At 72.9% G+C, this 23,417-nt stretch carries 19 protein-coding genes; 12 read left to right on the plus strand and 7 right to left on the minus strand.

The window, feature by feature from the left end:
* Positions 1-4: 4 nt before the first annotated feature.
* Both J2W20_RS11040 and J2W20_RS11045 read left to right on the plus strand, forming a co-directional pair.
* On the plus strand, positions 5-580 hold the full coding sequence (locus J2W20_RS11040) for an HhH-GPD-type base excision DNA repair protein (RefSeq protein ID WP_307006649.1): 576 nt from the start codon (positions 5-7) through the stop codon (positions 578-580).
* 342 nt (positions 581-922) lie between these two features.
* Entirely contained in the window at positions 923-1,417 is a 495-nt protein-coding gene (locus J2W20_RS11045; protein ID WP_307006651.1) for an FBP domain-containing protein, read from the plus strand.
* A gap of 50 nt (positions 1,418-1,467) precedes the next feature.
* Here the strand turns inward: J2W20_RS11045 and J2W20_RS11050 are convergent, their stop codons facing one another.
* A complete protein-coding gene (locus J2W20_RS11050; RefSeq protein WP_307006652.1) occupies positions 1,468-2,907 on the minus strand; it encodes an amino acid permease in 1,440 nt (479 codons plus the stop codon).
* A 99-nt stretch (positions 2,908-3,006) separates the two neighbouring features.
* Positions 3,007-4,050: a LacI family DNA-binding transcriptional regulator gene (locus J2W20_RS11055; RefSeq protein WP_307006653.1), complete on the minus strand. Its 1,044-nt coding sequence runs from the start codon at positions 4,048-4,050 to the stop codon at positions 3,007-3,009.
* A 106-nt stretch (positions 4,051-4,156) separates the two neighbouring features.
* On the opposite strand from J2W20_RS11055, the gene J2W20_RS11060 reads away from it, so the two are divergent.
* Positions 4,157-5,194, plus strand: a complete 1,038-nt coding sequence (locus J2W20_RS11060) for a Gfo/Idh/MocA family oxidoreductase (RefSeq protein WP_307006654.1) — start codon at positions 4,157-4,159, stop codon at positions 5,192-5,194.
* Positions 5,195-5,273: 79 nt separating this feature from the next.
* On the opposite strand, the gene J2W20_RS11065 is transcribed toward J2W20_RS11060, so the two are convergent.
* Positions 5,274-6,839 carry a CehA/McbA family metallohydrolase gene (locus J2W20_RS11065; protein ID WP_307006655.1) on the minus strand — a complete coding sequence of 522 codons (1,566 nt, stop codon included), beginning with the start codon at positions 6,837-6,839 and terminating at the stop codon, positions 5,274-5,276.
* Positions 6,840-6,925: 86 nt separating this feature from the next.
* Between J2W20_RS11065 and J2W20_RS11070 the strand changes: the two genes are divergently transcribed.
* Entirely contained in the window at positions 6,926-8,050 is a 1,125-nt protein-coding gene (locus J2W20_RS11070; RefSeq protein WP_307006656.1) for an LOG family protein, read from the plus strand.
* A gap of 115 nt (positions 8,051-8,165) precedes the next feature.
* Here the strand turns inward: J2W20_RS11070 and J2W20_RS11075 are convergent, their stop codons facing one another.
* Both J2W20_RS11075 and J2W20_RS11080 read right to left on the minus strand, forming a co-directional pair.
* On the minus strand, positions 8,166-9,491 hold the full coding sequence (locus tag J2W20_RS11075; protein WP_307006657.1) for an MFS transporter: 1,326 nt from the start codon (positions 9,489-9,491) through the stop codon (positions 8,166-8,168).
* A gap of 38 nt (positions 9,492-9,529) precedes the next feature.
* A complete protein-coding gene (locus J2W20_RS11080; RefSeq protein WP_307006658.1) occupies positions 9,530-10,555 on the minus strand; it encodes an MBL fold metallo-hydrolase in 1,026 nt (341 codons plus the stop codon).
* 105 nt (positions 10,556-10,660) lie between these two features.
* On the opposite strand from J2W20_RS11080, the gene J2W20_RS11085 reads away from it, so the two are divergent.
* On the plus strand, positions 10,661-11,593 hold the full coding sequence (locus tag J2W20_RS11085) for a LysR family transcriptional regulator (RefSeq protein ID WP_307006659.1): 933 nt from the start codon (positions 10,661-10,663) through the stop codon (positions 11,591-11,593).
* 82 nt (positions 11,594-11,675) lie between these two features.
* Here J2W20_RS11085 and J2W20_RS11090 read toward each other — a convergent pair whose 3' ends face one another.
* Positions 11,676-12,794, minus strand: a complete 1,119-nt coding sequence (locus tag J2W20_RS11090) for a VIT1/CCC1 transporter family protein (protein WP_307006660.1) — start codon at positions 12,792-12,794, stop codon at positions 11,676-11,678.
* A gap of 289 nt (positions 12,795-13,083) precedes the next feature.
* Between J2W20_RS11090 and J2W20_RS11095 the strand changes: the two genes are divergently transcribed.
* From J2W20_RS11095 to J2W20_RS11105, 3 genes are all read left to right on the plus strand, one after another.
* Positions 13,084-13,659, plus strand: a complete 576-nt coding sequence (locus J2W20_RS11095; RefSeq protein ID WP_307006661.1) for a cupin domain-containing protein — start codon at positions 13,084-13,086, stop codon at positions 13,657-13,659.
* A 581-nt stretch (positions 13,660-14,240) separates the two neighbouring features.
* Complete coding sequence (locus J2W20_RS11100; protein WP_307006662.1) at positions 14,241-14,975, plus strand: hypothetical protein; 735 nt, start codon at positions 14,241-14,243, stop codon at positions 14,973-14,975.
* A 115-nt stretch (positions 14,976-15,090) separates the two neighbouring features.
* Positions 15,091-15,831: a hypothetical protein gene (locus J2W20_RS11105; RefSeq protein ID WP_307006663.1), complete on the plus strand. Its 741-nt coding sequence runs from the start codon at positions 15,091-15,093 to the stop codon at positions 15,829-15,831.
* A 29-nt stretch (positions 15,832-15,860) separates the two neighbouring features.
* Here J2W20_RS11105 and J2W20_RS11110 read toward each other — a convergent pair whose 3' ends face one another.
* Entirely contained in the window at positions 15,861-17,591 is a 1,731-nt protein-coding gene (locus J2W20_RS11110) for an LssY C-terminal domain-containing protein (RefSeq protein ID WP_307006664.1), read from the minus strand.
* Positions 17,592-17,761: 170 nt separating this feature from the next.
* Here J2W20_RS11110 and speB point away from each other — a divergent pair, with 170 nt between their 5' ends.
* From speB to J2W20_RS11130, 4 genes are all read left to right on the plus strand, one after another.
* A complete protein-coding gene (speB, locus tag J2W20_RS11115; RefSeq protein WP_307006666.1) occupies positions 17,762-18,742 on the plus strand; it encodes an agmatinase in 981 nt (326 codons plus the stop codon).
* 119 nt (positions 18,743-18,861) lie between these two features.
* Complete coding sequence (locus tag J2W20_RS11120) at positions 18,862-20,541, plus strand: thiamine pyrophosphate-binding protein (RefSeq protein ID WP_307006829.1); 1,680 nt, start codon at positions 18,862-18,864, stop codon at positions 20,539-20,541.
* A gap of 246 nt (positions 20,542-20,787) precedes the next feature.
* Positions 20,788-21,285, plus strand: a complete 498-nt coding sequence (locus J2W20_RS11125; RefSeq protein ID WP_307006667.1) for a MarR family winged helix-turn-helix transcriptional regulator — start codon at positions 20,788-20,790, stop codon at positions 21,283-21,285.
* 16 nt (positions 21,286-21,301) lie between these two features.
* Positions 21,302-23,368 (plus strand): MDR family MFS transporter, encoded by a 2,067-nt coding sequence (locus J2W20_RS11130; RefSeq protein WP_307006830.1) that lies wholly within the window; start codon positions 21,302-21,304, stop codon positions 23,366-23,368.
* Positions 23,369-23,417 lie beyond the last annotated feature (49 nt).

Raw genomic sequence — 23,417 nt, forward strand, 5'->3', positions numbered from 1 at the left:
CGCCATGACCTTGCGCATCACCGGCGACGCCGCCGCCGACCGCCTGCTCACCGAGGACCCGCTCGCCCTGCTCATCGGCATGCTCCTGGACCAGCAGGTCCCCATGGAGACCGCGTTCGCCGGTCCCCTCAAGATCGCCGAGCGCGCGGGCACCCTGGACGCCGCCGCGCTCGCCCACACGAACCCGGACGAGTTCGCGGCGCTGTTCAAGGAGACCCCGGCCGTGCACCGCTTTCCCGGCTCGATGGCGGCCCGCGTCCAGGCGCTGTGCGCGGCGATCGAGCAGGACTGGGGCGGGGACGCGGCGGCCCTGTGGACCGAGGGCGCCCCCGACGGCGCCGAGGTGCTCAGGCGCCTGAAGAAGCTCCCGGGCTTCGGGGAGCAGAAGGCCAAGATCTTCCTGGCGCTGCTGGGCAAGCAGTACGGCTACGCCGGCGCGGGCTGGCGCGAGGCCTCCGCCCCCTACGGCGAGGACGGCTCCCACCGCAGCGTCGCGGACATCGTCTCCCCGGAGTCGCTGGCCAAGGTGCGCGAGTTCAAGCGCGCGCAGAAGGCCGCCGCGAAGACCCGGACGCCGTAGGCCGGGGCCCTGCGCCGCGTGGTAGCATCGTCGCGGCCGGGGGTCCCGGCCGCGACGAAACAGGCTCATCGAGGACGCGCCGGCCGGCGCCATGAGGGGAAGCAGACGTGATCGCTGCAGTGAGCGGGGTGGCCATGACGGCCTGCTGCGCACCCCTGCGCCCGTCTGCCTCCGCTGCCTGAACCAGGCTTCCTGAACCCGAGCCCGTAGGTGCCCGGCGCGCCGCCGCGTGCCGACCATCGGACGAGGGCACCCCACGGCACCCCGGACGGCAGACACCGCCCGTCATGCCCCGCTCCGACGAGCGCGGGCCCGAAGCGATGCCGCAAAGTGAGCCCTCCCATGCAAAAGACCACCCTGAACCAGATCCGTTCCTCCTTCATCAACGCCAGCCGGTCCGAGGCCGCCCGCCTCACCCCGCCGAAGGACTTCGACGAGCTCGACTGGGATGCCCTCGACGTCCTGGGCTGGCGCGACCCGAAGATGCCCCTGCGCGGCTACCTCGTGGTCCCGCAGCCCGGCGGCCGGATCGTCTCCGCCATGCTCCGCGCGCCCGAGGGCGGAGCACGCAAGAACCGTGCCGTGCTGTGCGACCTGTGCCGCTCGGTGGATGCCACGAATGACGTCCTGCTGTGGGTGGCCCGCCGCGCCGGCGCCTCGGGGCGCAACGGCAACACGGTCGGCACCCTCATCTGCGCCGACTTCGAGTGCAGCGCCAACGTGCGCGTCGCACCGCCTGCGGACCCCATCAACCCCGATCCGTCGCTCGTGGTGGCGAAGCGGGTCGAGGGCCTGGGCGCGCGGGCCGGCCTCTTCGTGGAGAAGGTGCGCGGCTAGGGGAGGGGACCCGCGCACGACGCCGGCCACCCGCCGTCGTGCGCGGACCCTCACCGCCCGCCCGGGGCACCCGCCTGGGCATGGCGCGGGCTGTCCGGATTGAGCAGCGAGTGCCGGCGGGAGTAGCCGAAGTAGATGGCGAGGCCTACCACGAGCCACACGGCGAACCGCACCCACGTCTCCCACGGCAGGGAGATGATGAGCCAGAGGGAGAACAGGACCCCGATCGCGGGCACCACCGGCATGAGCGGCGTGCGGAAGGACCGCGGGATCTCGGGGCTGCGGTAGCGCAGCACGATTACGGCCAGGCACACCACCACGAATGCGGACAGGATGCCGATGTTGGTCAGCTCGGCGACGGTGTTGATGGGCAGGACGCCGGCGAGGATGGCCGAGCCGAGACCCACGATCCATGTGACCCGGGTGGGGACGTGCCGCTTGGGATCGGTCCGGGCGAACCACTTCGGCAGCAGCCCGTCGCGGCTCATCGAGAACCACACGCGGGTGACGCCGAGCATGAACGTGAGCATCACCGTCAGGATCGAGATGATCGCGCCGACGGCGATCACGTCCGCGACCCCGGGGAGCCCCACCGCGGCGAACGCGCTGGCGAAGCCGGACTTCGGATCGATCTGCGTGTAGTTCTGCATCCCGGTGAGCACGAGGGTCGCGAGGACGTAGAGGACCATGGCGATCACGAGGGAGTAGATGATGGCCTTGGGCATGTGCCGGGTGGCGTCGCGCGACTCCTCGGCGGCGGTGCTCATCGCGTCGTAGCCGAACACGGCGAAGAACACCGTGGCCGCGCCGGTCATCACCCCGCCGAAGCCGAAGGGGAAGTAGGGGTGGTAGTTGGCGCTGTTGATGTGGAACACGCCGAGGACCACGATCACCACGACGAGCAGCACCTTCAGGGCCACGACCAGCAGCTCGAACCGGCCCGTGCTCTGGATGCCGCGGGTCAGGATCCACGCCGTGAGCAGGCACAGGATGATCGCGAAGACGTCCACCACGTGCCCCGGCCCGGTGCCGGGGGCGCCGAGCATCCACGCGGGCAGGTCGACGCCGAGCTGGCCCACGAGGAAGCCGAAGTACCCGGAGATGCCGATCGCGACCACGGCGACGATGGCCGTGTACTCGAGCAGGAGGTCCCAGCCGATGAACCACCCCACCACCTCGCCGAGGGCCGCGTACCCATAGGTGTAGGCCGAGCCGGCCTTGGGGATCATGCCGGCGAACTCGGCGTAGGAGAGGGCGGCGGCCGCGCTCGCGACGCCCGCGACGAGGAAGGAGATGAGCACGGCCGGACCGGCGGTCTGGTGCGCCACGGCTCCGGCGAGGGAGAAGATGCCGGCACCGATGATCCCGCCGACGCCGATCGCGGTCAGCTGCCAGAGGCCGAGGGTCCGCGACAGGTGCCCGATGCCGGCCTCCTCCTCGATGTCACCGATCGGCTTGCGCCGGAGGATGGACTGTCGTGAGCCTGACATCGCGGCCTCCTGGTGGTTGGCTCTCGATCCTCGGATGCTCCGCAGGGTACTCCTGTCGCGGGCTCCTGTCGCCGCCGGAACCGGGAGGATCCGCTGGGCTCACCCGAGGGCGGCGGGAAGGGCCCGGCGCACGACGGCGGCCGGCGGCGCGGTGCTCGAGCGCACCTTGAGCTCGGGGTCGAGGAGAGTGGCCGCGCCGCCGTCGGCGGCGGGGTCCGGCACGCCGCGGGCGGCGATCGTCTCGGCGAGGAGGGCGGCGGCGACCCGCCCGGCCTCCCGGCTGGCGTTGTCCACGCTCGTGAGGCCGACGGCGCGCAGGCGGGCGGCAGGGGTGTCGTCGTACCCGGCCAGCGAGAGGTCCTCCGGGACGTGCAGCCCGAGTTCCTCCGCCGCGGAGAGCGCGCCGAGGGCCGCCATATCGTTGACGGCGAAGATCGCGGTGGGGCGGGGGTCGGTTCGCAGGACCTCGAGCGCCGCGAGGCGTCCGGCCTCCTCGGTGCGGCCGGCGGCGACCGTGACCGCGTCGAGCCCCGCACGGCGCGCCTCGGCCTCGAAGCCCGCACGGCGGGCGTCGCCGACGGCGGTCCCCGGATCGGCCAGATGGGCAACCCTCGTGTGCCCGAGCTCCGCGAAGTGGCGGACCACGCGGCGTGCGCCCTCGCGGTCGTCGTTGGTCACGACGGCGGCTCCGGCCACCTGGGCCCGCGCCGCACCGACCTGGACCACGGGCAGCGGCCCGAGAGGCGGCAGGGCTTCCTCGGCGCCATCCAGCGTCCCCACGAGCACGAGGCCCTCGACCCGCAGCTCGAGGTAGCGCTCGGCGAGCCCGGCCCCCTCGAGGCGCCAGTCGCCGAGCAGCGGGCTCAGCCCGGCCGCGTGGAGGCCGCCGGAGAGGCCCTCCACGGCGGGGACGTACCAGGGATTCCGGAGGTCGTCGAGAATGAGGCCGACGATCCCGCTGCGGGCGGACCCCATGGCCCGGGCGGCGGCGTTGGGCCGGTAGCCCAGCTCCTCGGCGGCCTCGAGCACCGCGCGGCGCCTGGCCTCGCTCACGTACCCGGTGCCGCGGAGCGCCAGGGATGCGGCGGACTTCGAGACGCCTGCGCGCGCGGCGACGTCGAGGATCGTCACGGACTTGGCCAACCGGTACTCCTTCTTCCATGTCAGGACAAACCTTGACCCGAGGCCTTGGCTTCAGGGATACTCTAATCCTGTTGTTGGAACGTTCCCATACGCAAAGGAGTGTCGCATGAAGACCATCACCCTCGGGCTCGTCGGCGTCGGCCGCATCGGCGTCATGCACGCCCGCAATATCGCCGCCCTCGTGCGGCACTTCGCCGACCGCGGCGTAGACCTGCGCCTGGCCCTGACCGACGTTGCCGAGGAGCATGCCCGCAGCGTCGCCGCCGAGGTCCGCGCGGAGTTCGTGCCGGGCGGGGCGCCGAGCCTGATCGCCCATGGCGTCGACGCGCTCGTCATCGCGACCGGGACGCAGACGCACCCCGAGCTGATCCGCGCCGGGGTGGACGCCGGCATCCCGGTGTTCTGCGAGAAGCCGGTGGCGGGATCCGTGGCCGACTCCCTGCCGGTGCTCGAGTACATCGCGGCGAAGGGCGGCACGGTGCAGATCGGCCACCAGCGCCGCTTCGACGCCGGCTACCTCGAGGCCAGGCGGCGCTTCGACGCCGGGGAGATCGGCTGGATCCACTCGCTGCGCGCCATGACCGGGGACATGGTTCCCCCGTCGGTCGAGTTCATCGCCACCTCGGGCGGCCTCTTCCGCGACTGCTCCGTGCACGACTTCGACATCCTCCGCTGGCTCACCGGACGCGAGATCGTGGAGGTCTACGCCCGGGGCTCCAACAACGGCGACCCGGCAATCGGCGAGGTCGGGGACGTGGACACGGCGCTCGCCGTGGTGACGCTCGACGACGGCACCGTGGGCACCGTCTCGGCGACCCGCTACAACGGGGCGGGGCACGACGTGCGCCTCGAGATCCAGGGGTCGCAGTCCTCGGTCATGGTCGGCCTGGACGAGAAGACCGCGCTGCGCTCGACCGAGCCCGGCGCAGCGTTCCCCGGCGGGGAGACCCATAAGACCTTCGCCGAGCGGTTCGACGCTGCCTACCGTGCCGAGCTCGCGGCCTTCGTCGAGCTCGTCCTCGGCGAGCGTGAGAACCCCTGCACGCCCGAGGACGCCGTCGCCGCCTCGCGCGTGGCCGACGCTGCCCAGGAGTCCCTCGAGACGGGCGCCCCCGTAAAGGTGGCGGTGGCCGCGCGCGCCTGAGCGCGCCGCTGTCGGCGAGCACGACGTCGGCGGGCCGCCTCGCGCGGGGCCGGCCGCCGACGTCGTGCCTCCGGTGCCGCTACTTCGACCCGAGGAAGATCGGGTTCGTCAGTGCGGCCATCGGCCCGAGGGGGAGGTCCGGCCCCATCTCGGTGCCGCTGCCCGAGGTGCCGTCCCCCTTCGGGTGGCGGACCTCGACGCGCAGGTAGGCGGCGAGCTGCGGGGTCGTGACCCACGTGACCGTGCCCTGGCCCGAGGCCGGCAGGGTGACCTGCTGCGTCTGGCCCTCGTCCGTGATGAAGCGGACCACGCCGTTCGGGACCCCGCCGACGGTCGCCGTCACCGTGACCGGGGCGTCCGGGGCGACGTCGAGCCGCTCGCCGATGCCCGCCGTCTTCCCGCCGGACTTCACGGCGAGGTCGAGCGTGATGTCCGCCGACTGGGCAATCCAGGACCGGCCGCTGCGGATGCCCTCGAGGATCGCGTCGTGCGAGAGCGCCGCGGCGTTGACCACGTTGTGCGGCCAGCCGATGACCTGCGGGGAGCTGTGCGCGTCGGAGTTGCCCATGGCCGGAAGCCAGCGGCCGTTGGTGCGGACGGAGTGGATCAGCATCGAGTCCCACGTGCTGATCGACATCTCGTCGTCATGGGTCCAGGGGCCCGTCCAGACCTCGACCGCGTCCGCGTCGTCGTAGCCGAACTTCCAGCGGCATGCGACGTAGGGGCAGTACGGGTGGGCCGGGACCACCAGGCCGCCGCGGGAGTGGATGAGCTGCGCGGCGTCCTCGAAGCCCTTGTCCCGGGCGCGGTAGCGCCAGTCGATCCAGTCGCCGGGCGGGAGGCCGAGCGCGAGGTAGTGGCCGTTGCGGGTGGTGACCTCCTCGCCGGTGAGGATGAGGAGGTCGTTGCCCGCGAGCGGCCCCCACACCCCGTGCGAGGCGGGCGTGTTGTGGTCGGTGGAGATCATGAAGTCGAGGCGGGCGGCGCGGGCGCCGGCGGCCACCTCCTCCGGGGTCCGCTTGCCGTCCGAGTAGACGGTGTGCAGGTGGGCGTCGCCGCGGTACCAGCCCGCGCCCTTGCCGGCCACGGCCTGGGCCGGGTACTTCGGCTGGAAGGGCGCGCCGTCCGGGCCGTAGTCCAGGGTGACGGTGACCGAGTAGTCGAGCCCGGCCTCGGCGACCTGGTAGGGGCCGAGGGCGATGTTCCAGGTGCCCTTGCCGATCGGTCCGGGCAGGTAGCCGGGCGTGGCCTCGGCGGCGCTGATGAAGAACTCGGTGCGGAAGCCGCCGGACCAGCCCCGGAAGCCCTTGCCCTGGAGGCGGGTGCCCTGCTCGTCGAAGATGCCGATGTCGCACGAGTTGGAGAGCAGGCCCGGCGCCACCGTGGGCCTGCTGTACGTGTAGGAGACGCTGATCTTGTTCACGCCCGCGGGGACCTCCACGGGCAGGTACACGAAGTCGGCAGCACCCGGATTGAGGTGGCCGGTGATCGTCTTGGTCTTGCTCTTGCCGCTGTCCGCGGACGCGAAGGTCATCGGCGTCAGGGTCAGCGCCGCGCCCGCGAGCGCGGCGGCCAGGAAGCCCCGGCGCGAGGGGGAGAGGAGGGCAGGGGTGTCGCCGCTGTGGGCCTTGCAGGGGGAAGTCACCCGCGACATCGTGGTGGCCCGTACTTAACGGTAGGCAACGCGGAGAGGGCCGGGGCCTGAACACCGCGGGTGGATAGTCTGGCCCCATGAACGCCACGCCTGCGCTGGGCCCGATGCCCCGGACGCTCGAGGTCGAGTCGCTTGAGCGCTTCGACGCGCTCGTGGCGGCCGGTGCGACGGCGCTCGCCGGGTGGCACGTCCAGTCCGTGGACCTCACGGGGCGCTCGGACGTCCTCAAGCGTCTGGACCCCTCGGGGGCGATGTTCCTGGGGTGCCGCCTCCAGGACGGGATGGAGCAGTCGCTGCGCACCCGCGGAGCCCTCGTGTTCCCGATCCTGCCCGGCGTGCCGTTCGACCCCTACCGGCCCACCCTCTACACCGGGCCCGAGCTGTACGAGGGGGTCACCGCCCTGCCCTACGAGCAGACCCCGGACGCCCTCATCTACGCGTGGACCAAGCGGCAGGGGAGGGCCGGCGTCGAGTCCGCCATCTCGGCCGCCCTCCACGACCACCACATCGGCGATGCCCTCCAGGACGCCCTCGAGGGCGAGTTCGCGGGGCGCCGGATCGTGGGCGTCATGGGCGGCCACGTCGCCCCGCGAGGAAGCCGGACGTACGACGACGCCGCCCGCCTGGGGCGCGGGCTCGCCGCGGCGGGGCTCGTGGTCGCCACCGGGGGAGGGCCCGGCGCGATGGAGGCCGCGAACCTGGGCGCCTACCTCTCGGCCTTCCCGGAGGGCGCGCTGGACGCGGCGCTGCGGCAGATCGCCGTCGTGCCCCTGTTCCGTCCGTCCGTGAGCGCGTGGGCGCGGGCGGCCCTCGGCGTCCTCGGCGGTTTCCCCGGGGGTGCCGAGAACCTCGGGGTGCCCACGTGGTTCTACGGCCACGAGCCGCCGAACATGTTCGCGACCCACATCGCCAAGTACTTCGCGAACTCCGTCCGCGAGGCCGTGCTCCTGGAGAAGTGCACCGGCGGGGTGGTCTTCCTCCCCGGCGCGGCGGGGACCGTGCAGGAGGTCTTCCAGGACGCGTGCGAGAACTACTACGGCGCGGACGGGACGATTACCCCGATGGTCCTCGTCGGGGTGCGGCACTGGACCGAGGAGCTGCCCGCGTGGCCGCTGCTCGAGAGCCTGGCCCGTGGCCGCGGCATGGCCGCGCGCGTGCACCTGGTCGACTCGGTCGAGGAGGCGGTCGCGGTCCTGCGCTGACCACCGCCGGGCGCAGGGACATGACCCCTCAGCGCAGGGACATGACCCGTCACCCGGTAGACCGGTTGAGGGGTCATGTCCCTAGGTTGTGGGGTCATGTCCCTAGGTTGAGGGGTCAGTCGAGCTCGCGCCGGGTCCCCTCCGGGGTGGACAGCACGGCCACGAATGCGATGAGCAGGATCGCGACCCAGAACACTGCGACCGGCCACAGGGCGCCGCCCGCGGCGAGGATCAGGCCCGTGATGACCATGGGCGTGAAGCCGGCACCGAGCATCGAGGCGCTGTGGTAGGCCAGCGAGGCGCCCGTGTAGCGGTGCCGGGTGGGGAACTGCTCGGCGACGTACGCGGCGATGGGGCCGTAGAGGACGCCCTGGACGAGGCCGTTGCCGATCACGATGGCGAGGGCGAAGCCCCAGAGGGTGCCGTTGGTCATCAGCAGCACCGTCGGGTAGGCCGCGACGATGCCGAGCAGCGCGCCGAAGGCGAGCACGCGGCGTCGTCCGATGCGGTCGGAGAGGCGCGCCGAGACGAAGCACATCACGAGGGTCAGCACCGCCGCGGCGGCCTTGATGTTGAGCACGCCGTTCTTGTCGGCGCCCGACTCGACCGCCACGGAGACGCCCCACACCGTGGTCATGGCCTGGCAGACGTAGAAGGCGGTGGTAGCGGCGAGGCCGAGCAGGACGGCGCGCTTGGAGTGGCGGAGCACCTCCACGATCGGCACCCGGCGCTTCTCGCTGGCGGCCTCGAGACGCTGGAAGGCGGGAGTCTCCGAGACCTTGAGGCGGATCACGAGGCCCACGCCGATCAGGACGGCGGAGAGCAGGAACGGCACCCGCCAGCCCCAGACGAGGAACTGGCTGCCGGAGAGGGCGGCGAAGAGGGAGAGGCCCAGCGTGCCCAGGATCGCGCCGGCCGGGCCCCCCGCGTTGGCGAAGGAGGCGGCGAAGCCGCGGTGCTTCTGCGGCGCGTGCTCGATCGCCATCAGCGCGGCGCCGCCCCATTCGCCGCCCACCGCGACGCCCTGGATGAGGCGCAGCACCACGAGCGTGATGGGGGCGGCCATGCCGACCTGGGCGGTCGGGGGCAGCAGGCCGATGGCCACCGTGCCCGCGCCCATGACCACCATCGAGAGCACGAGCACCTTCTTGCGGCCCACGAGGTCACCGAAGTGGCCGAAGACCAGGCCGCCGAGCGGGCGCGCCACGTAGCCGACCGCGAGCGTCACGAAGGAGGCGAACAGCGCGAAGCCGGGGCCGAGGTTCGCGAAGAACACCTTGTCGAACACGAGCGAGGCGGCGGTCGCGTAGAGCATGAAGTCGTAGTACTCGATGGCACTGCCGATGAAGGACGAGGCCAGGATGCGGCGCATGTCCTTGGTGTTGAGCGTCCCGACGGGCGCGGCGGTCTGGGAGGCCATCGTGGTGCTTTCAGTGGTCACAGGGGAATCCTCATTCCAATGATGGGCTGCGGGCGGCGTCAGCGCTGACGGCCGAAGGGGACGACGTCGAGGTCCTTCGGGAGCACGAAGCGGCCGGAGAAGTGCTCGGCTGCCTCGGTCCACACGCTCTCGGGCGCGTGGCCGGGGACGAGGTGGTGCAGGGCGAGGGCCGCGGCGCCGGCGCCCTCGGCGGCCTTGGCCGCCTCGCGCACGCTCGTGTGGGACTTGTAGTGGTGGTCCCTGGCGGCGCGGGAGGCCTCGTCGGTCCGGTCCCCGTAGAGGGACTCGACCCAGTCGAAGTCGATGGCCTCGTGCAGGAGCAGGTCCGTGCCCTGCGCGAGGGTGATGAGGTTGGGGGTGAAGCACGTGTCCCCGGAGATCGTCACGGAGCCCTCGGCGGTGTCGAAGCGGAACGCGAACGCCGGTGCGATCGGCGGGTGCTCGACGAGGATCGCGGTGACGGCCACGAGCTCGTCGCGGTAGACCTCGAACGGGGCCATCTCGGGGGTCGCGTTGGTGTTCGGGTGGTAGCCGATGCCGTCCGGGATCTCGATGTCCTCGGCGCGGAACACCTCGAGCGGGCTGGGCTTGAGCGAGTCGAGGATGCGGTCGTTCAGGTCCGTCGCGTGCGCGGCCATGAGCGCCTCGAACATCTCCCGCGTCCCGGGGGTCGGGTTGTGCGGGGCGAGCGGGGCCGGAGGCACGACGGCGCGCGGGGACACCGGGGGCAGCTCGCCGCGGTTGCCGGGGCCGATGATGCGCACGGGGTCCGTCCCAGCGCGGTGCTGGAGGGCGTAGAGGCCGAAGATGCCGATCCCGGCGAGGTCGTAGACGTGGTCGGAGTGCAGATGGGTGATGAACAGGGCCCGCATCCCGGCGAGGTCGAGCCCGGACTGCGCGAGCCGGCGGCCGGCGCCCTGGCCGGCGTCGACGAGGTAGAACGCGTCCCCGACCACCACGGCGGTGGCGATGCCGGTGCGCTCGCCGGAGTCGGCGGCCGCCCACCAGCGCGGGCCGCCCGCGGTGCCGAGGGTGATGATGCGGGGGGCGAGGCTCGGGGCCATGGACGGAACTCCTGTGGGCTGGACGACTGGGTCTGGAATCCAGTGTGGCCAGCGCCACAGCTTTTGTATAATCAATCAATCCGCACAGAACGATCAGGATTGCTTATGTCCTCCGAATTCACCCTCCGTCAGCTCGAGTACTTCGTGGCGGTGCTCGACGCCGGCTCCGTCACCGAGGCGGCCCGGCGCAGCAGCATCTCCCAGGCCGCGGCCTCGATGGCGATCGGCCAGCTCGAGCGCGCCCTCGGCGTGGACCTGTTCGTGCGGGCCCGGTCCAAGCGGCTCGTGCCCACGGAGGCGGGGACCGCGCTCGGCCTGCGCGCGCGCCGGGTGCTCGACGAGGCCTCCGAGATCCCCGCGACCGTGCGGGCCGGGTGGGAGGAACTGCGGGGCCGGGTACGGCTCGGGTGCATGATCGCGATCAGTCCGCGCCTCGTGCCGAGGCTCCTGGCCGAGACCGCACGCCGGTGGCCGGAGATCGAGGTGGAGTTCGTCGAGGGCGCCGCAGAGGAGCTCCAGCGCGCGGTCGCCGAGGGCGAGCTCGACGCCGCGGTCGTCTACTCGCTGCAGGCGGTGCCCGGCGTGGACTTCGTGACCCTCGCCGAGTCGCGCCCGCACTTCCAGCTGGCCGAGGGCCACCCGCTCGCGGGGCGTGCGTCGCTGCGGTTCGCCGACCTCGCCGAGTACGACGCGGTCCTCTTCGATGTCCCCCCGAGCGCTGAGCGGGTCCTGGCCATGTTCGAGTCCGCGGGGGTGGCACCGCGGGTGCGGTGGCGCAGCGTCGTCTCGGAGACGATCCGCGCGATCGTCGCGAGCGGACTCGGCTACTCGGTGACCAACGTCTGGGAGGGAGTCGAGGAGCTGTTCCGCGCCAGCGGCGTGGTGCTCGTGCCCGTGGCGGACCCGACGCCGCACAACGCGGTGGTCGCCGCCGTCCCGCCCGGGCTGCGCCGGCCCCGCAGGGTCGACGCCGTCCTCGGCGCTGCCCGCACGGTCGCATCCCCGGGGCGGCCCTCGGGCGATCGCGTAGGGACATGACCGCTCAGGCTAGGGACATGACCCCTCAACCCGTGCAGGCGTTGAGGGGTCATGTCCCTGTGGTGAGCGGTCACGCGAGCCGCTAGCCGATGCCGACCCCGAAGAGGAACCCGAGGACGTACGTCACCGCGGCGGCGCCGAAGCCGATCGCGAGCTGGCGGAGGGCGCGGGTGAGCGGGGAGGCACCGGCGAGCAGGCCCACCACGGCGCCCGTGCCCAGGAGCGCGAGGCCCACGAGGGCGCCCGCCACCACGAGGGCCGGGATCCCCACCATGCCGAACAGGAACGGCAGGATCGGCACGACGGCGCCGGAGGCGAAGAAGCAGAAGCTCGCGCCCGCCGCGCCCCAGGCGGAGCCGATGGCCTCGTGCTCGTCCTCGGCGGTCTCTGCCTCGGGATGCAGGGACAGGCTCGGATCGCAGTCGCACGCGTAGTAGCCGAGGCGCTCGGCGGCGCGGTGCTCGGCAGCCTCCTGGCTCATGCCGCGCGCCTTGTAGACGAGGACGAGCTCGTTGGCGGTCAGATCGAGGTCCGGCGCGGCCGCGAGCGTGACCTGGGTGGGCCTCGACGCGGAGAGGAGCTCGCGCTGGGATCGCACGGAGATGAACTCGCCGGCGCCCATCGACAGCGCGCCCGCGAGCAGGCCGGCCACGCCGGAGAGCAGCACCACGTGGCTCGCGACCCCGGACGCGGCCATGCCCGCCACGAGGGAGAGGTTGCTGACGAGGCCGTCGTTGGCGCCGAACACCGCGGCGCGGAACATGCCGGACAGGCGCGTGCGGCCGCGGACCGCGAGGCCGCGGACCACCTCTTCGTGGATGCGCTCGTCCGCCGCCATGGCGGGCGTCGCCGAGGGGTCGGTGGCGTAGGGGGAGCGGCCCTCGGCGCGCTGGGCCATCGCGAGGACGAACACGCTGCCGAAGTGCCGGGCGAGGAAGCCCAGGAACTGGCTGCGGAGCGAGGCCGGACGCGGCCTGCCCACCTTGTCGCCGAGCAGGGCCAGCCAGTGCGCCTCGTGCCGGCGCTCGGCCTCGGCCAGGCCGAGGAGGATGTCGCGCTCCTCGCCCATGCGCCGGCTGGCGAGCGAGCGGTAGATCGCCGCCTCGGCCTTCTCGTCGGCCAGGTACTGGCGCCAGCGGCGGACATCGGCCGGGGTGGGCTCCGGGCGGTGGCCGGGCTCCTGGGGGGTGGTGGTGTGCATGGGTACTCCTGCGTGGACGGATGCTCGTGGCCCCGTTGCCCCCGCCACTGTAGACCCTTCGGGCCCGGATTTTCGGCCGGTGGCCCGGCATCCGGGAGTTCGGCGCACCGCAATCTGGTGGCGAGAACGACGCCGGGCGGTGCCGTCGTGCGCGAGGGGCGGCGGCGCCGTCGTGCGCGTCACCCCGCGGCGGAGGTGCCCAGCGGGCAACAGAAGTTGCTCTATGCTGGGGTACCGGAATGCAGCCCCGCCACCGCCGCGGGGGCCTGCCGCGCAGGAGAGAGAGCCGATGAAAGCACTGCCCGTCGAGCCGAGCAACGCCCCCGTGGCCATAGGCTCCCGCATCCGCGCGGCCCGGCAGTCCCAGCGCATGACCATCGAGCAGGTGGCCGACGCGACCGGCCTGACCAAGGGCTTCCTCTCGCGCGTAGAACGGGACCTGACCTCGCCGTCGGTCGCGTCGCTCGTGACGCTGTGCCAAGTCCTCTCGCTCTCGATCGGCGACCTCTTCGCCCAGCCGGAGACCCACCTGACGCGGGCCGCCGAGGCTCCGCGGATCTCGCTCGGCGGGGAAGGCATCGTCGAGAGGCTGCTCACGGCCCGCTCCGAGCGGCGCGTGCAGGTTCTCCAGGCGGACATCGAGCCCCGCGGCGCCGGCGAGTCGGAGCTGTATGCCGTGGACTGCGACGTGGACGTGCTCCACGTGGTGCGCGGCCGGATCGACCTGATCATGGCCAACGAGCGCTACTCCCTGGCCGCCGGGGACACCCTGACCTTCCCCGGGCGCGAGCCGCACACCTGGGTCAACCCCTCCGACGAGCCGGCGCGGCTCCTCTGGGTCCTCGTGCCCGCCGCCTCCCGCTGACCCGGGCCTGCCCGCCCCGTCAGGCCAGAATCTGGCCCGACCCCCTCCTTTTCGGGTACGCATCTCGTCGCGTTTCTCCCGTTTTGGGTACACGCTGCCGGTCGCAGCAGCGCCCCACGCCAGCAAGCGGACGACGCCCTCCGGTCGCCAGGCGCCGCCGGCGGGGCCAGCGCCGTGCGCGGCACCAGGACCCCGGGAGAGCCCTGTACCCGAAAGGGCCAGAAGGCGGCGAGCTGCGTACCCGAAACGGCCAGAGGGCGACGAGATGCGTACCCGAAACGGCCAGAGGGCGACGAGATGCGTACCCGAAATGGCAGACAAGCGGCGGGAGGGGGGAGAGGCGGAGGGGCGGGCGGCATGGCGGCGCGCTGGCGGCCGCGGGTCACAGTTTCCTCACGGCGGCCGCCCGGAAGTGTCGCCGGGTCACGGGAATATTTCAAATGAATGGATTTATCGACAAGGCCCTGTTGCCCGGACCCCGGCGGTGCCACGGTGGGCTGTGCGGGCGCACTCCCGCACCCGTCATCCGCACCCCTGATCCATACCGTCCGCCGCACCCACCGCCCCCGAGGTACACCGCCATGCCCGCCACCGTCCGCCCGCGCCGGCTTGCCGCGCGCAGCTCCGCTGCCCTCTCGGCCGCCGCCCTCTCCCTCGCCCTGTCCGGCTGCGCCAGCATGGCAACGACGGCCCCGCCGGCCCCGTCCCAGACGGGCGCGGCGCCGAGCGCCGCCGCCTCCCCGAGCCGGCTGCCGCCGTCGGCCGGCATCAGCAACAGCACCAGCACCGCGGCACGCCCGGCGGCGCTGGCGACCTACACGCTCCCCGGCGGGGCGGTGTCCTTCGACTACCCCCGCGGCTGGACGGTCGAGCTGTTCCATGCCGCCTCCGCATCCGTGCCCACGGCGACGGCGACCCTCGAGGACGCGGGCGGCCGGAAGATGGCCACCGTGTCCATCGCCGCGATCGGCGACGTCGTGGGCCACGCCGGCCCGCGCATGGTCTTCGAGTCGGTTGCCGTCCCCGGGCTCGCCGGGCTGCCGGGGGCCCCGGGGCACGCCTCGTTCTACCGCGTCGGGGCCGACCGGGACGCCCAGTTCGCGCTCGAGCTCACTGCAGGGGCGGTCATCCCCGGCGAGAACGCGCCCGGGAGCGCACCGGTGGGCCTGATCCGGACCCGGGACGGCATCCTGGCGGCAGCGGCCGTGTGGGACTCTCCGGTGCCCTTCGCCTCCGACGAGGCTGCCCGCGCCTGGTATTCCTCGGCCGTGGGCCGCGCGGTGCGGGATGTGCTGCTGAGCATCCGGGCGACGTGAGGCCGTGTGTGTATCGCTTCGGCAACGGCGTCTCCGGCCTCTGGCCAAACGGTGGCGCGGATGGAACAGTGGGCCTCGAGCGCTCGGCATCCATCGCGCTCAGGGGGATGACTCGATGCACTCCGCACCTCTTCGGGGGCGCCGGTGGCCTGCCGCGGCCCACACCGTCGTGGCGCTGCTCGCCGCCGGCGTCCTCGTCGGGTGCTCCGCCGGGCCGCCCCTCGCCGCGCCGCGGACGACGGCGGCCGGCCCCGCGCCGTCGTCGGCGTCACCGAGCGGGGCGTCGCCAAGCAGGGCGACCTCGGAGGCGGCGCCGGCGATCCACCGCTTCACCTCCCACCCGCTCTCCTTCCGGTACCCCTCCGACTGGTCCGTGGCGGCCGAGGTCCGCCCGATCGGCCCGGGGGGCGAGGTGCGGGAGACGGCGACCGTGCTCGACGGCGGCGGCCGCCGACTCCTCGACGTCTTCGTCAACTGGGCCCCCCAGGATGTGGGCACGGAGGTCACGCGCGCCGTCCTCGACGCCGAGCCCGTGCCCGGACTCGGCTCGGCGGCCGTGCACCCCGGCTACTACGCCTTCTACGCGGAGACCGAGGCGGGGGCCCTGGACCGGGCAGGGCGCCCCGCCGTCACCTACTCGATGACTCTCTCCCCGGGGCGGCCACTGGACGGCCCGGGCCAGCGGCACGGCGGCCCTTTCGACAGCACCGTCCAGATCGCCGCGGGGTACTCGGTCGGCGCCGATGCGAGCGCAGACCTCATGACCTTCGGCGACGCGGCCGAGGCGCTCGGCTGGCTCGGCTCGGAGGACGGGCAGCGGCTGAAGGCCGTCCTGATGAGCCTGACCGTGTACTAGCGCGGTGTGCTGGCGCTGTGTTCTGGCGCCTACCCCGCGGCGCCGGCGGGCAGGACCACGAGTTCGGCCTTGCCGTCGGTGAAGAACTCGTCGCCGCTCGCGTTGTGCCCCATCTGCGGGTCGGTGCGCTGGAAGAGGGTGCCGGGCAGCCCGAGGGAACCGGTGATGTAGGCCCGCTCGGCGTCGACCTGGGGATCGATGTGGTGGGTGGGCAGCTTCGCGGAGCCGGCGAGCTCGATGCCGTCGTCGAAGCTGGCCGTCGCCTCCCACACGTCCCGGCCGTCCGGCGCGGTGAACCCGGTCCGCCAGAAGCGGATATGGTGGCGCTGCCGCAGGGAGTTCGCGGCCGTGGCCTTCTGGAACGCAACGGTCTCGGGCTGGGCGTCCATGAACGCCGGCGTGACGGGGGCCGAGGCGTACTGGCCCCCCTGGAACCCGACGGCGAAGGCCCGCAGTGTGTTCGCGAGGGTCGAGGGGTCCGCCTGCTGCCACCCCGCCCGGGCGAAGGCCCGTGCCACCTGCTCCTCGGAGCCGACGAAGACGAAGCTGGCCGGCTCCATGCGGCCCCCCGTGAGCGTCTCGCTGTAGAGCGGCAGCCGGGAGAACGCCGCGGCATCCAGGGACGGGAGCGCCTGGGTGGGCTCGCGCACCGTGTGCTCCTGCGGGTGGACGAGGGCCGGCCCCAGCCCGATGGCGAAGGCGAGGGCGGCCGCCGGGGCCACGGCGACGGCCCGGCCCGGGATGCCCGGGCGGCGCCGGACCCTCCGGAGGGGGAAGCGGGCTGCGATCTCGAGGGCACCGACGGCGGCGGCGAGCAGGGCCGCTCCCAGGAGCATCCCGCCCCAGACATCGGAGACGTAGTGCACCCCGAGGTACACCCGGCTCATGGTCACGAGCAGCACCGCGAGGAGGTAGGCGGCGACCGTGAGGGTCCGCCCCCAGACCGAGCGGAGGGACCTGAACACGAGGTAGGCGATGATCCCGAACACGACCGTGGCCCGCACCGCGTGCCCGCTCGGGAAGCTCGGCGAGGTCTCGGTCACGAGCGCGAGCGCCGCGTCCGGGCGCGGCCGGCCGCCGATGTCCTTCGCGAGGGTGAACAGGAGCTCCTGCGCCGCCACGGTGGCCACCACGGCCGCCGCGAGGAGCCGCTCGCGCCGCCACCACAGGATGGCCACGGCGAAGACCGTCATCACGAGGACCGACTGGAAGCTCCCGAGCGCGGTGGCGACGGTGAACACGGCAGTCTCGCCCGGCGTGCGGACGGCCGGCATGAGGTGGGCGATCCGCGCGTCGACCTGCGTGAGCGGCCCGTGGGTCGCGACGGTGACCGCCAGTGCCAGGAACTCGGCGAGCGGCACGGCCGCGATCACTGCGGTCGCCGTGAGCCACAGGCCCGACGCCCGGTCCGGCCGGAACCTGTCCCGCAGCCACGGCAGGGGCCGCGCCTCGGAGCTGAGGGCCCGCACCACGTACTCGTTGGTGCGCAGCCCCGACCACGCCGACGCGGCGAGGGAGCGCATCACGGCCGAGGGTGCGGCGAGCGCGCGGACGATCGCGAACACGAAGACTGCCGCGAAGACCACCTCGAGGAAGACCGCCGCGAGGAAGAGCATGGGGGAGATGAACAGCGAGAGGGTGCGCACCGCGTAGAAGCAGGCCGCCATCAGCACGATCATGGCGGCCGCCACCGCGAGGTGCCGCCCGGGTCCGCGCGACGCGCGGCGGCGCTCCGGGAGGGTCTGCCGGTTCCCTGTCATGGCCCGATCCTTCCCCCGGGCGTCTAAGACGAATCTAAGAAACGCCCGGGGCGGCCCGGGGCGCGCCGCGGGAGGCCCCTGCTCGGGGCGGATCCGTAAACATCGGGTGCATATGAGACAACTTGTGCGGTAGGGTGGGGCCACGGTTCCCCCACTATGGAAGGCCTGCCTTGGAAGAGCTGCGCATCGAGGAGAACGGCAACCTCGGTCCCATCGATTCGTCCCGCGTCCCCCGCTTCGCCGGAGCGGCGACGTTCGCCCGCCTGCCCCGCCTCGACCAGGTGGCCCGCGCGGACGTCGCCGTCGTGGGCGTGCCGTTCGACGCCGGCGTCTCCTACCGCCCGGGAGCCCGCTTCGGCGCCAACCATGTCCGCGAGGCGAGCCGCCTGCTGCGCCCGTACAACCCGGCGCTGGACGCCTCGCCGTTCGCCAACGCCCAGGTGGCCGACGCCGGCGACATGGCGGTGAACCCGTTCAACATCCACGAGGCGATCGAATCGATCCAGCAGGACGCGCTGGACCTGACGGCCGACGGCGCGCGCCTCCTCACGCTCGGCGGCGACCACACGATCGCCCTCCCGCTCCTGCGGGCCGCGTCCGAGCGGGCGGGGGAGCCCGTGGCGCTCCTGCACTTCGACGCCCACCTCGACACGTGGGACACCTACTTCGGCGCCGAGTACACGCACGGCACCCCGTTCCGCCGCGCGGTCGAGGAGGGCATCCTCGACACCGAGGCGATCTCCCACGTCGGCACCCGCGGCCCGCTGTACGGCAAGCGCGATCTCGAGGACGACCGCCGCTTCGGATTCGGGATCGTGACCTCCTCGGACGTCTACTACCAGGGTGTGCGCGAGGTCGTCGCCAAGCTGCGCGAGCGCATCGGCGCCCGCCCGCTCTACGTCTCCGTGGACATCGACGTCCTGGACCCGGCCCACGCCCCCGGCACCGGCACCCCCGAGGCCGGCGGGATCACGAGCCGCGAGCTCCTCGAGATCCTGCGCGGGCTGCGCGGCCTCAACCTCGTCGGCGCCGACGTCGTCGAGGTCGCCCCCGCCTACGACCACGCCGAGATGACCGCCGTGGCTGCGAGCCACGTCGCCTACGACCTGGTGACCCTCATGAGCGAGCTCCCCGCCGGCGGTGCCCGGTGAGCCCCGTCGAGTCGCCCTGGACGGGCGAGGCCCAGGCGCTGCAGGCGGCCGGGGCGCGGGAACTGCAGGCCCGGGAAGCATCCGGCGCGGCGGAGGCGGAGGGCGAGGAGGCCGGCGTCGTGCGCGGGGCCGGGCCCCGCAACGGCGGCGACCTCGTGGTCGAGACACTTGAGGCGCTCGGCGCGAAGACCGTGTTCGGCATCCCCGGGCAGCACGCGCTCGGCCTGTTCGACGCGATGGGCCGGGGGAGCCTCTCCTTCGTCTCGAGCCGCGTGGAGAACAACTCCGCCTTCGCGGCGGACGGCTACTCGCGCGCCACGGGCGAGGTCGGGGTCCTCTTCCTCTCGACCGGCCCGGGCGCCCTGACCTCCCTCGCGGGCCTGCAGGAGGCCTACGCGACCGGCGTGCCGATGGTCGTCATCGCCAGCCAGATCCCGCTCGAGGGCCTCGGCGCGCGCCGCAAGGGCATGCTCCACCAGCTCGACGACCAGAAGGCCTCGGCTGCGAACGTCACCAAGAGCCAGCGCCTCATCCAGCATGCCTCCGGCATCCCCTCGGCCATCCAGGACGCCTGGACGGACGCGATCTCCTCGCCGCAGGGACCCGTGTGGGTCGAGATCCCGCAGAACGTGCTCCTCGATCCGGTCATGGTCCCGCCCGTCGAGGACGCCGTCGCCGAGGCTGCGGACAACCCTCCCCGGGTCGAGCTGGTCCGCGAGGCCGTCGCGTGGCTCCGCGGGGCGCGCCGGCCGGCGATCATCGCCGGCGGCGGGACCCGGCGCGGGCACGCCGAGGCTTCCTTGCGCCGCCTCGCCGAGCTGCTGCGGGCGCCGGTGATCTGCACCCCGGGCGGCAAGGGGGCCTTCCCGTGGGAGCACCCGCTCTCGCTCCAGTCCTGGATCGAGGACCGGCACATGACCGAGGTCCTCGAGGACGCGGACGTGCTCGTGGTGGTCGGCTCCTCCCTCGGCGAGGTCACCTCCAACTACTTCACGTTCGAGCCCCGCGGCCGGATCATCCAGATCGACGCCGAGCCGCGGGTGCTCGAGTCCAACCGGCCGGGCCTGGGCATCCGGGCCGACGCCGGGCAGGCACTTGCCGCGCTCGAGACCGCGCTCGCCGCGCCCCCAGCCGGCACCGCCGCCGGAGGCAGCGCGGCGCCGGACTGGCACGGGAGGGCGCCGGAGGAGGTCGTGGCCGAGGCGCTCGGGAAGGTCCGGGTGCGGCTCGAGTCGCAGGACCTGGCCAAGGAGCTGGCCTTCATGGCGGACGTCCGCGCCGCCGTGCCGGATGAGATGCAGACGTTCTGGGACATGACGATCTCCGCCTACTGGGCCTGGAGCTGCTGGGACTCCCGCGCCGGGCAGTTCCACTCCGCCCAGGGCGCTGGCGGGCTCGGGTTCGGCTTCCCCGCGGCGATCGGCGGGGCCGTCGGCCTGGCCACGCTCGGGCGGCCGGCCCGGGTCCTGGCCGTGTCCGGGGACGGCTCCGCGATGTACTCGATCGCCGAGCTGGCCACCGCGCGCCAGCACCACGTGCCGGTCACCTGGCTCATCGTGGACGACGGCGGCTACGGGATCCTGCGCGAGTACATGAACGACGCCTTCGGCAAGGCCACCGCGACCGAGCTCGCCCGGCCCGACTTCGTGGCGCTCGCCGAGTCGTTCGGCGTGCCCGCCCGGCGCGTGCCCGTGGAGGGCGTGCGGGAGGCGCTCGAGGAGAGCCTCGCCGCGGACGGGCCCAACGTCGTCGTGGTCGAGACGCTCCTGAAGATGTTCGCCCCGACCCACCTCGGCTAGCGCGGAGCGCCCGCCCACCCCGGCCCCGCCGGCCCCGCCCCGCTCCCTCCTGGAAGTCACCTTCTGGGGGTCACGTTCTGGGAGTCACCTCGAGTGACTCCCAGAACGTGACCCCCAGATGCGTCTCTCCCGCGCACGACGCCGGCCGCCCACCCCGTGTTGCTAAGGTCACCTACCGAATTAGTTTGCACAAGCAACCATCAGGCGTATAGTTGTTGCAAGCAATCAATTGAGGAGGGGCGGCCCATGCCTGTCGATCCCGGAACGGCGCGGGAACTCATCCACCGCGTCTTCGACCTCCAGCGGGTGGTCCGCTGCCTGTCGACCTCCGAGCTCAAGCACGGAGAGCTCGGCGTCGCCTCGCAGGGTGTCCTGCGCGTGATCGGCGAGCACGGCGGCCGCGCCGTGGACCTCGCCGGGAAGCTCGGCGTGAGTGCCCCGGTGCTCAGCCGGCACCTCGCCGAGCTCGAGGGCCTCGGCCTGGTCGAGCGGCGCCGCGACCCGGAGGATCGGCGCGCCCAGCTCGTCGGGCTCACGCAGCATGGCTGCGAGGTCCTCGAGGAGATCGAGGAACACCGCATCGAGCGGCTCCAGAGCTACCTCGCTGACTGGGACGAGGGCCGCGCCGCGGCCGCCGTCGCCGCCATCGGCCAGCTCTCCGACGCCCTGCGCTCCGGCTCCGGCCACCGCCCCGCCCCGACCACCACACCTACCGACAAGGAGGAAGCCCTTGCAGCCCGCTGACGCGGCGGCTCCGCAGATGAGCCACAAGCAGATCCTCGAGGCCCTCACCGGCCTCCTGGCAGCATTCTTCACCGCGATCCTCTCCTCGACGATCGTGGCGAACGCTCTGCCGACCATCATGGCGGACCTCAAGGGCACGCAGACCGACTTCGCCTGGGTGATCACGGCGGCGCTGCTCGCCAACGCGGTCACCACCCCGATCTGGGGCAAGCTCGCGGACCTGTTCAACAAGAAGCTCCTGACCCAGCTGAACATCGTGGTGTTCGTGGCCGGCTCCGTCCTGGCCGGCTTCTCCCAGAACATCCCGTGGCTCCTCTCCGCCCGCGTGATCCAGGGCATCGGCATGGGCGGCCTCACCGCCATGGCCATGGCGATCATCGGCACCATGATCCCGCCGCGCGACCGGGGCAAGTACAACGGCTACATGGGAGCCGTCATGGCCGTCGGCACCGCGGGCGGCCCGCTCCTGGGCGGGTTCATCGTCGACTCCTCGCTCGGCTGGCGCTGGACCTTCTTCGTGTGCGTGCCGCTCGCCGTCATCGCCCTCTTCCTGATCCAGGCCACGCTGAAGATCAAGCACGTCAAGCGGGTGGCGAAGATCGACTGGCTCGGCACGCTGCTCCTGACTGCCTCGGTGAGCACCCTGCTCATCTGGGTCTCGTTCGCCGGCCAGCCGGACTACTACGACTGGTGGAGCTGGCAGACGGCCGTCATGGTGGGCGGCTCCGTGCTCGCGCTCATCCTCCTGGTCGTCGTGGAGTCCCGCGTGGCGATGCCGATCATCCCGCTCAAGATCGTGGCCAACCGCACCACCGCGCTCAGCATCATCGCCTCCGCCGCGATCGGCGTCTCGATGTTCGCCTCGTCCTCGTTCATCGGCCAGTACTACCAGGTGGCCCGCGGCGCCACGCCGACCGAGGCGGGCCTGCTGACCCTGCCCATGATCGCCGGCAACTTCCTCGGCTCGGTGGTCTCGGGCCAGCTCATCTCCCGCTTCGGCAAGTGGAAGCGCTTCCTGATCCTCGGCTCGCTGCTCATCGTCGCCGGCATGGGCCTGCTCGGCACGATCGACCACACCACGGACCTGTGGCGCGCCGGCGTGTACACGTTCGTCCTCGGCCTCGGCCTCGGCATGACGATGCAGAACCTCGTCCTCGGCGTCCAGAACACCGTCCAGGCCAAGGACATCGGCACCGCGAGCGCCACGGTCGCGTTCTTCCGCTCAGTCTTCGGCGCGGTGGGCGTCTCGGTGCTCGGCGCCGTGCTCAACAACCGCTCGGAGGAGCTCATCACCGGCGGCCTCGCGGCCAAGGGCATCCACGCCCCCGCCGGGGGCGGCGGCACGAGCCTGGACCTGAGCGACATGCCTGCCCCCATCGCGGACATCGTCCGCGGCGCGTTCGGCGATGCCTCCGCCCGGTCGTTCCTCATCGCCGGGATCATCGGCATCGTGGCGTTCATCGCGATCCTCTTCATCAAGGAGGTCCCGCTGCGCCGCACGGTGGACATCGTCAAGCCCTCCCAGGCCGGCGCCGCCCCCGGAACGGATCCGGCCACCGCCGCGCTCCCGTCCGTCGCCCCGATCGGAGCGCACGACGCCGCGGTCTCGCCCGAGGCGACCGGCTCGCCGTCGTCCGTCCCCGCCGCAGGAGGGGGCGAGCCCGTGGACGCGGGCCGGCCGTCCGCCTCCGCGGCGCGTCGGGCCGCGATCCGCGAGGTCCTCGCGGGCGCCGAGGGAGAGGGCACTGCCCTCGACACGGAGCTGCAGCTGCTGCTCGCCGAGGCGGTCCCCGCCGCGGGCCGGGCCGCCGCGCCGGCCGCGGCCGGAACGCTCGAGGCGCTGCAGGAGACCCAGCGCATCCTGGCGCGCCAGCAGGCCCAGCTCGCCTCGCTCATGGAGCGCCTCGCCGACCAGCTCGACGAGCAGCAGCGGCTCGCCGCCGAGCAGGGCGCGACCGCGAAGGCACAGGGGGAGACCGCCGCCCAGCTCGCCCAGCTCCAGCAGGAGCTCGCCGCCGAGCGGCAGCTGCAGAAGGAGGCGGCGCTCTACCTCGCCACGCGGGGGCGCCACAGCGCCAACTGACCGGCGCCGGAACACCTCAGGCAGCCTGCGGACATCCTCTGTCCGCAGG

Source organism: Sinomonas atrocyanea, from assembly GCF_030812675.1.
GTDB classification, from domain to species: domain Bacteria; phylum Actinomycetota; class Actinomycetes; order Actinomycetales; family Micrococcaceae; genus Sinomonas; species Sinomonas atrocyanea_B.

Bases quoted from the DNA above. Each gene is read 5' to 3' on its own strand.
- J2W20_RS11095 (WP_307006661.1), top strand. From the start codon at position 13,084: ATGAAAGCACTGCCCGTCGAGCCGAGCAACGCCCCCGTGGCCATAGGC.
- J2W20_RS11105 (WP_307006663.1), top strand. From the start codon at position 15,091: ATGCACTCCGCACCTCTTCGGGGGCGCCGGTGGCCTGCCGCGGCCCAC.
- J2W20_RS11050 (WP_307006652.1), bottom strand. From the start codon at position 2,907: ATGTCAGGCTCACGACAGTCCATCCTCCGGCGCAAGCCGATCGGTGAC.
- J2W20_RS11100 (WP_307006662.1), top strand. From the start codon at position 14,241: ATGCCCGCCACCGTCCGCCCGCGCCGGCTTGCCGCGCGCAGCTCCGCT.
- J2W20_RS11110 (WP_307006664.1), bottom strand. From the start codon at position 17,591: ATGACAGGGAACCGGCAGACCCTCCCGGAGCGCCGCCGCGCGTCGCGC.
- J2W20_RS11085 (WP_307006659.1), top strand. From the start codon at position 10,661: ATGTCCTCCGAATTCACCCTCCGTCAGCTCGAGTACTTCGTGGCGGTG.
- J2W20_RS11040 (WP_307006649.1), top strand. From the start codon at position 5: ATGACCTTGCGCATCACCGGCGACGCCGCCGCCGACCGCCTGCTCACC.
- J2W20_RS11125 (WP_307006667.1), top strand. From the start codon at position 20,788: ATGCCTGTCGATCCCGGAACGGCGCGGGAACTCATCCACCGCGTCTTC.
- J2W20_RS11070 (WP_307006656.1), top strand. From the start codon at position 6,926: ATGAACGCCACGCCTGCGCTGGGCCCGATGCCCCGGACGCTCGAGGTC.
- J2W20_RS11080 (WP_307006658.1), bottom strand. From the start codon at position 10,555: ATGGCCCCGAGCCTCGCCCCCCGCATCATCACCCTCGGCACCGCGGGC.
- J2W20_RS11090 (WP_307006660.1), bottom strand. From the start codon at position 12,794: ATGCACACCACCACCCCCCAGGAGCCCGGCCACCGCCCGGAGCCCACC.
- J2W20_RS11060 (WP_307006654.1), top strand. From the start codon at position 4,157: ATGAAGACCATCACCCTCGGGCTCGTCGGCGTCGGCCGCATCGGCGTC.
- J2W20_RS11045 (WP_307006651.1), top strand. From the start codon at position 923: ATGCAAAAGACCACCCTGAACCAGATCCGTTCCTCCTTCATCAACGCC.
- J2W20_RS11130 (WP_307006830.1), top strand. From the start codon at position 21,302: ATGAGCCACAAGCAGATCCTCGAGGCCCTCACCGGCCTCCTGGCAGCA.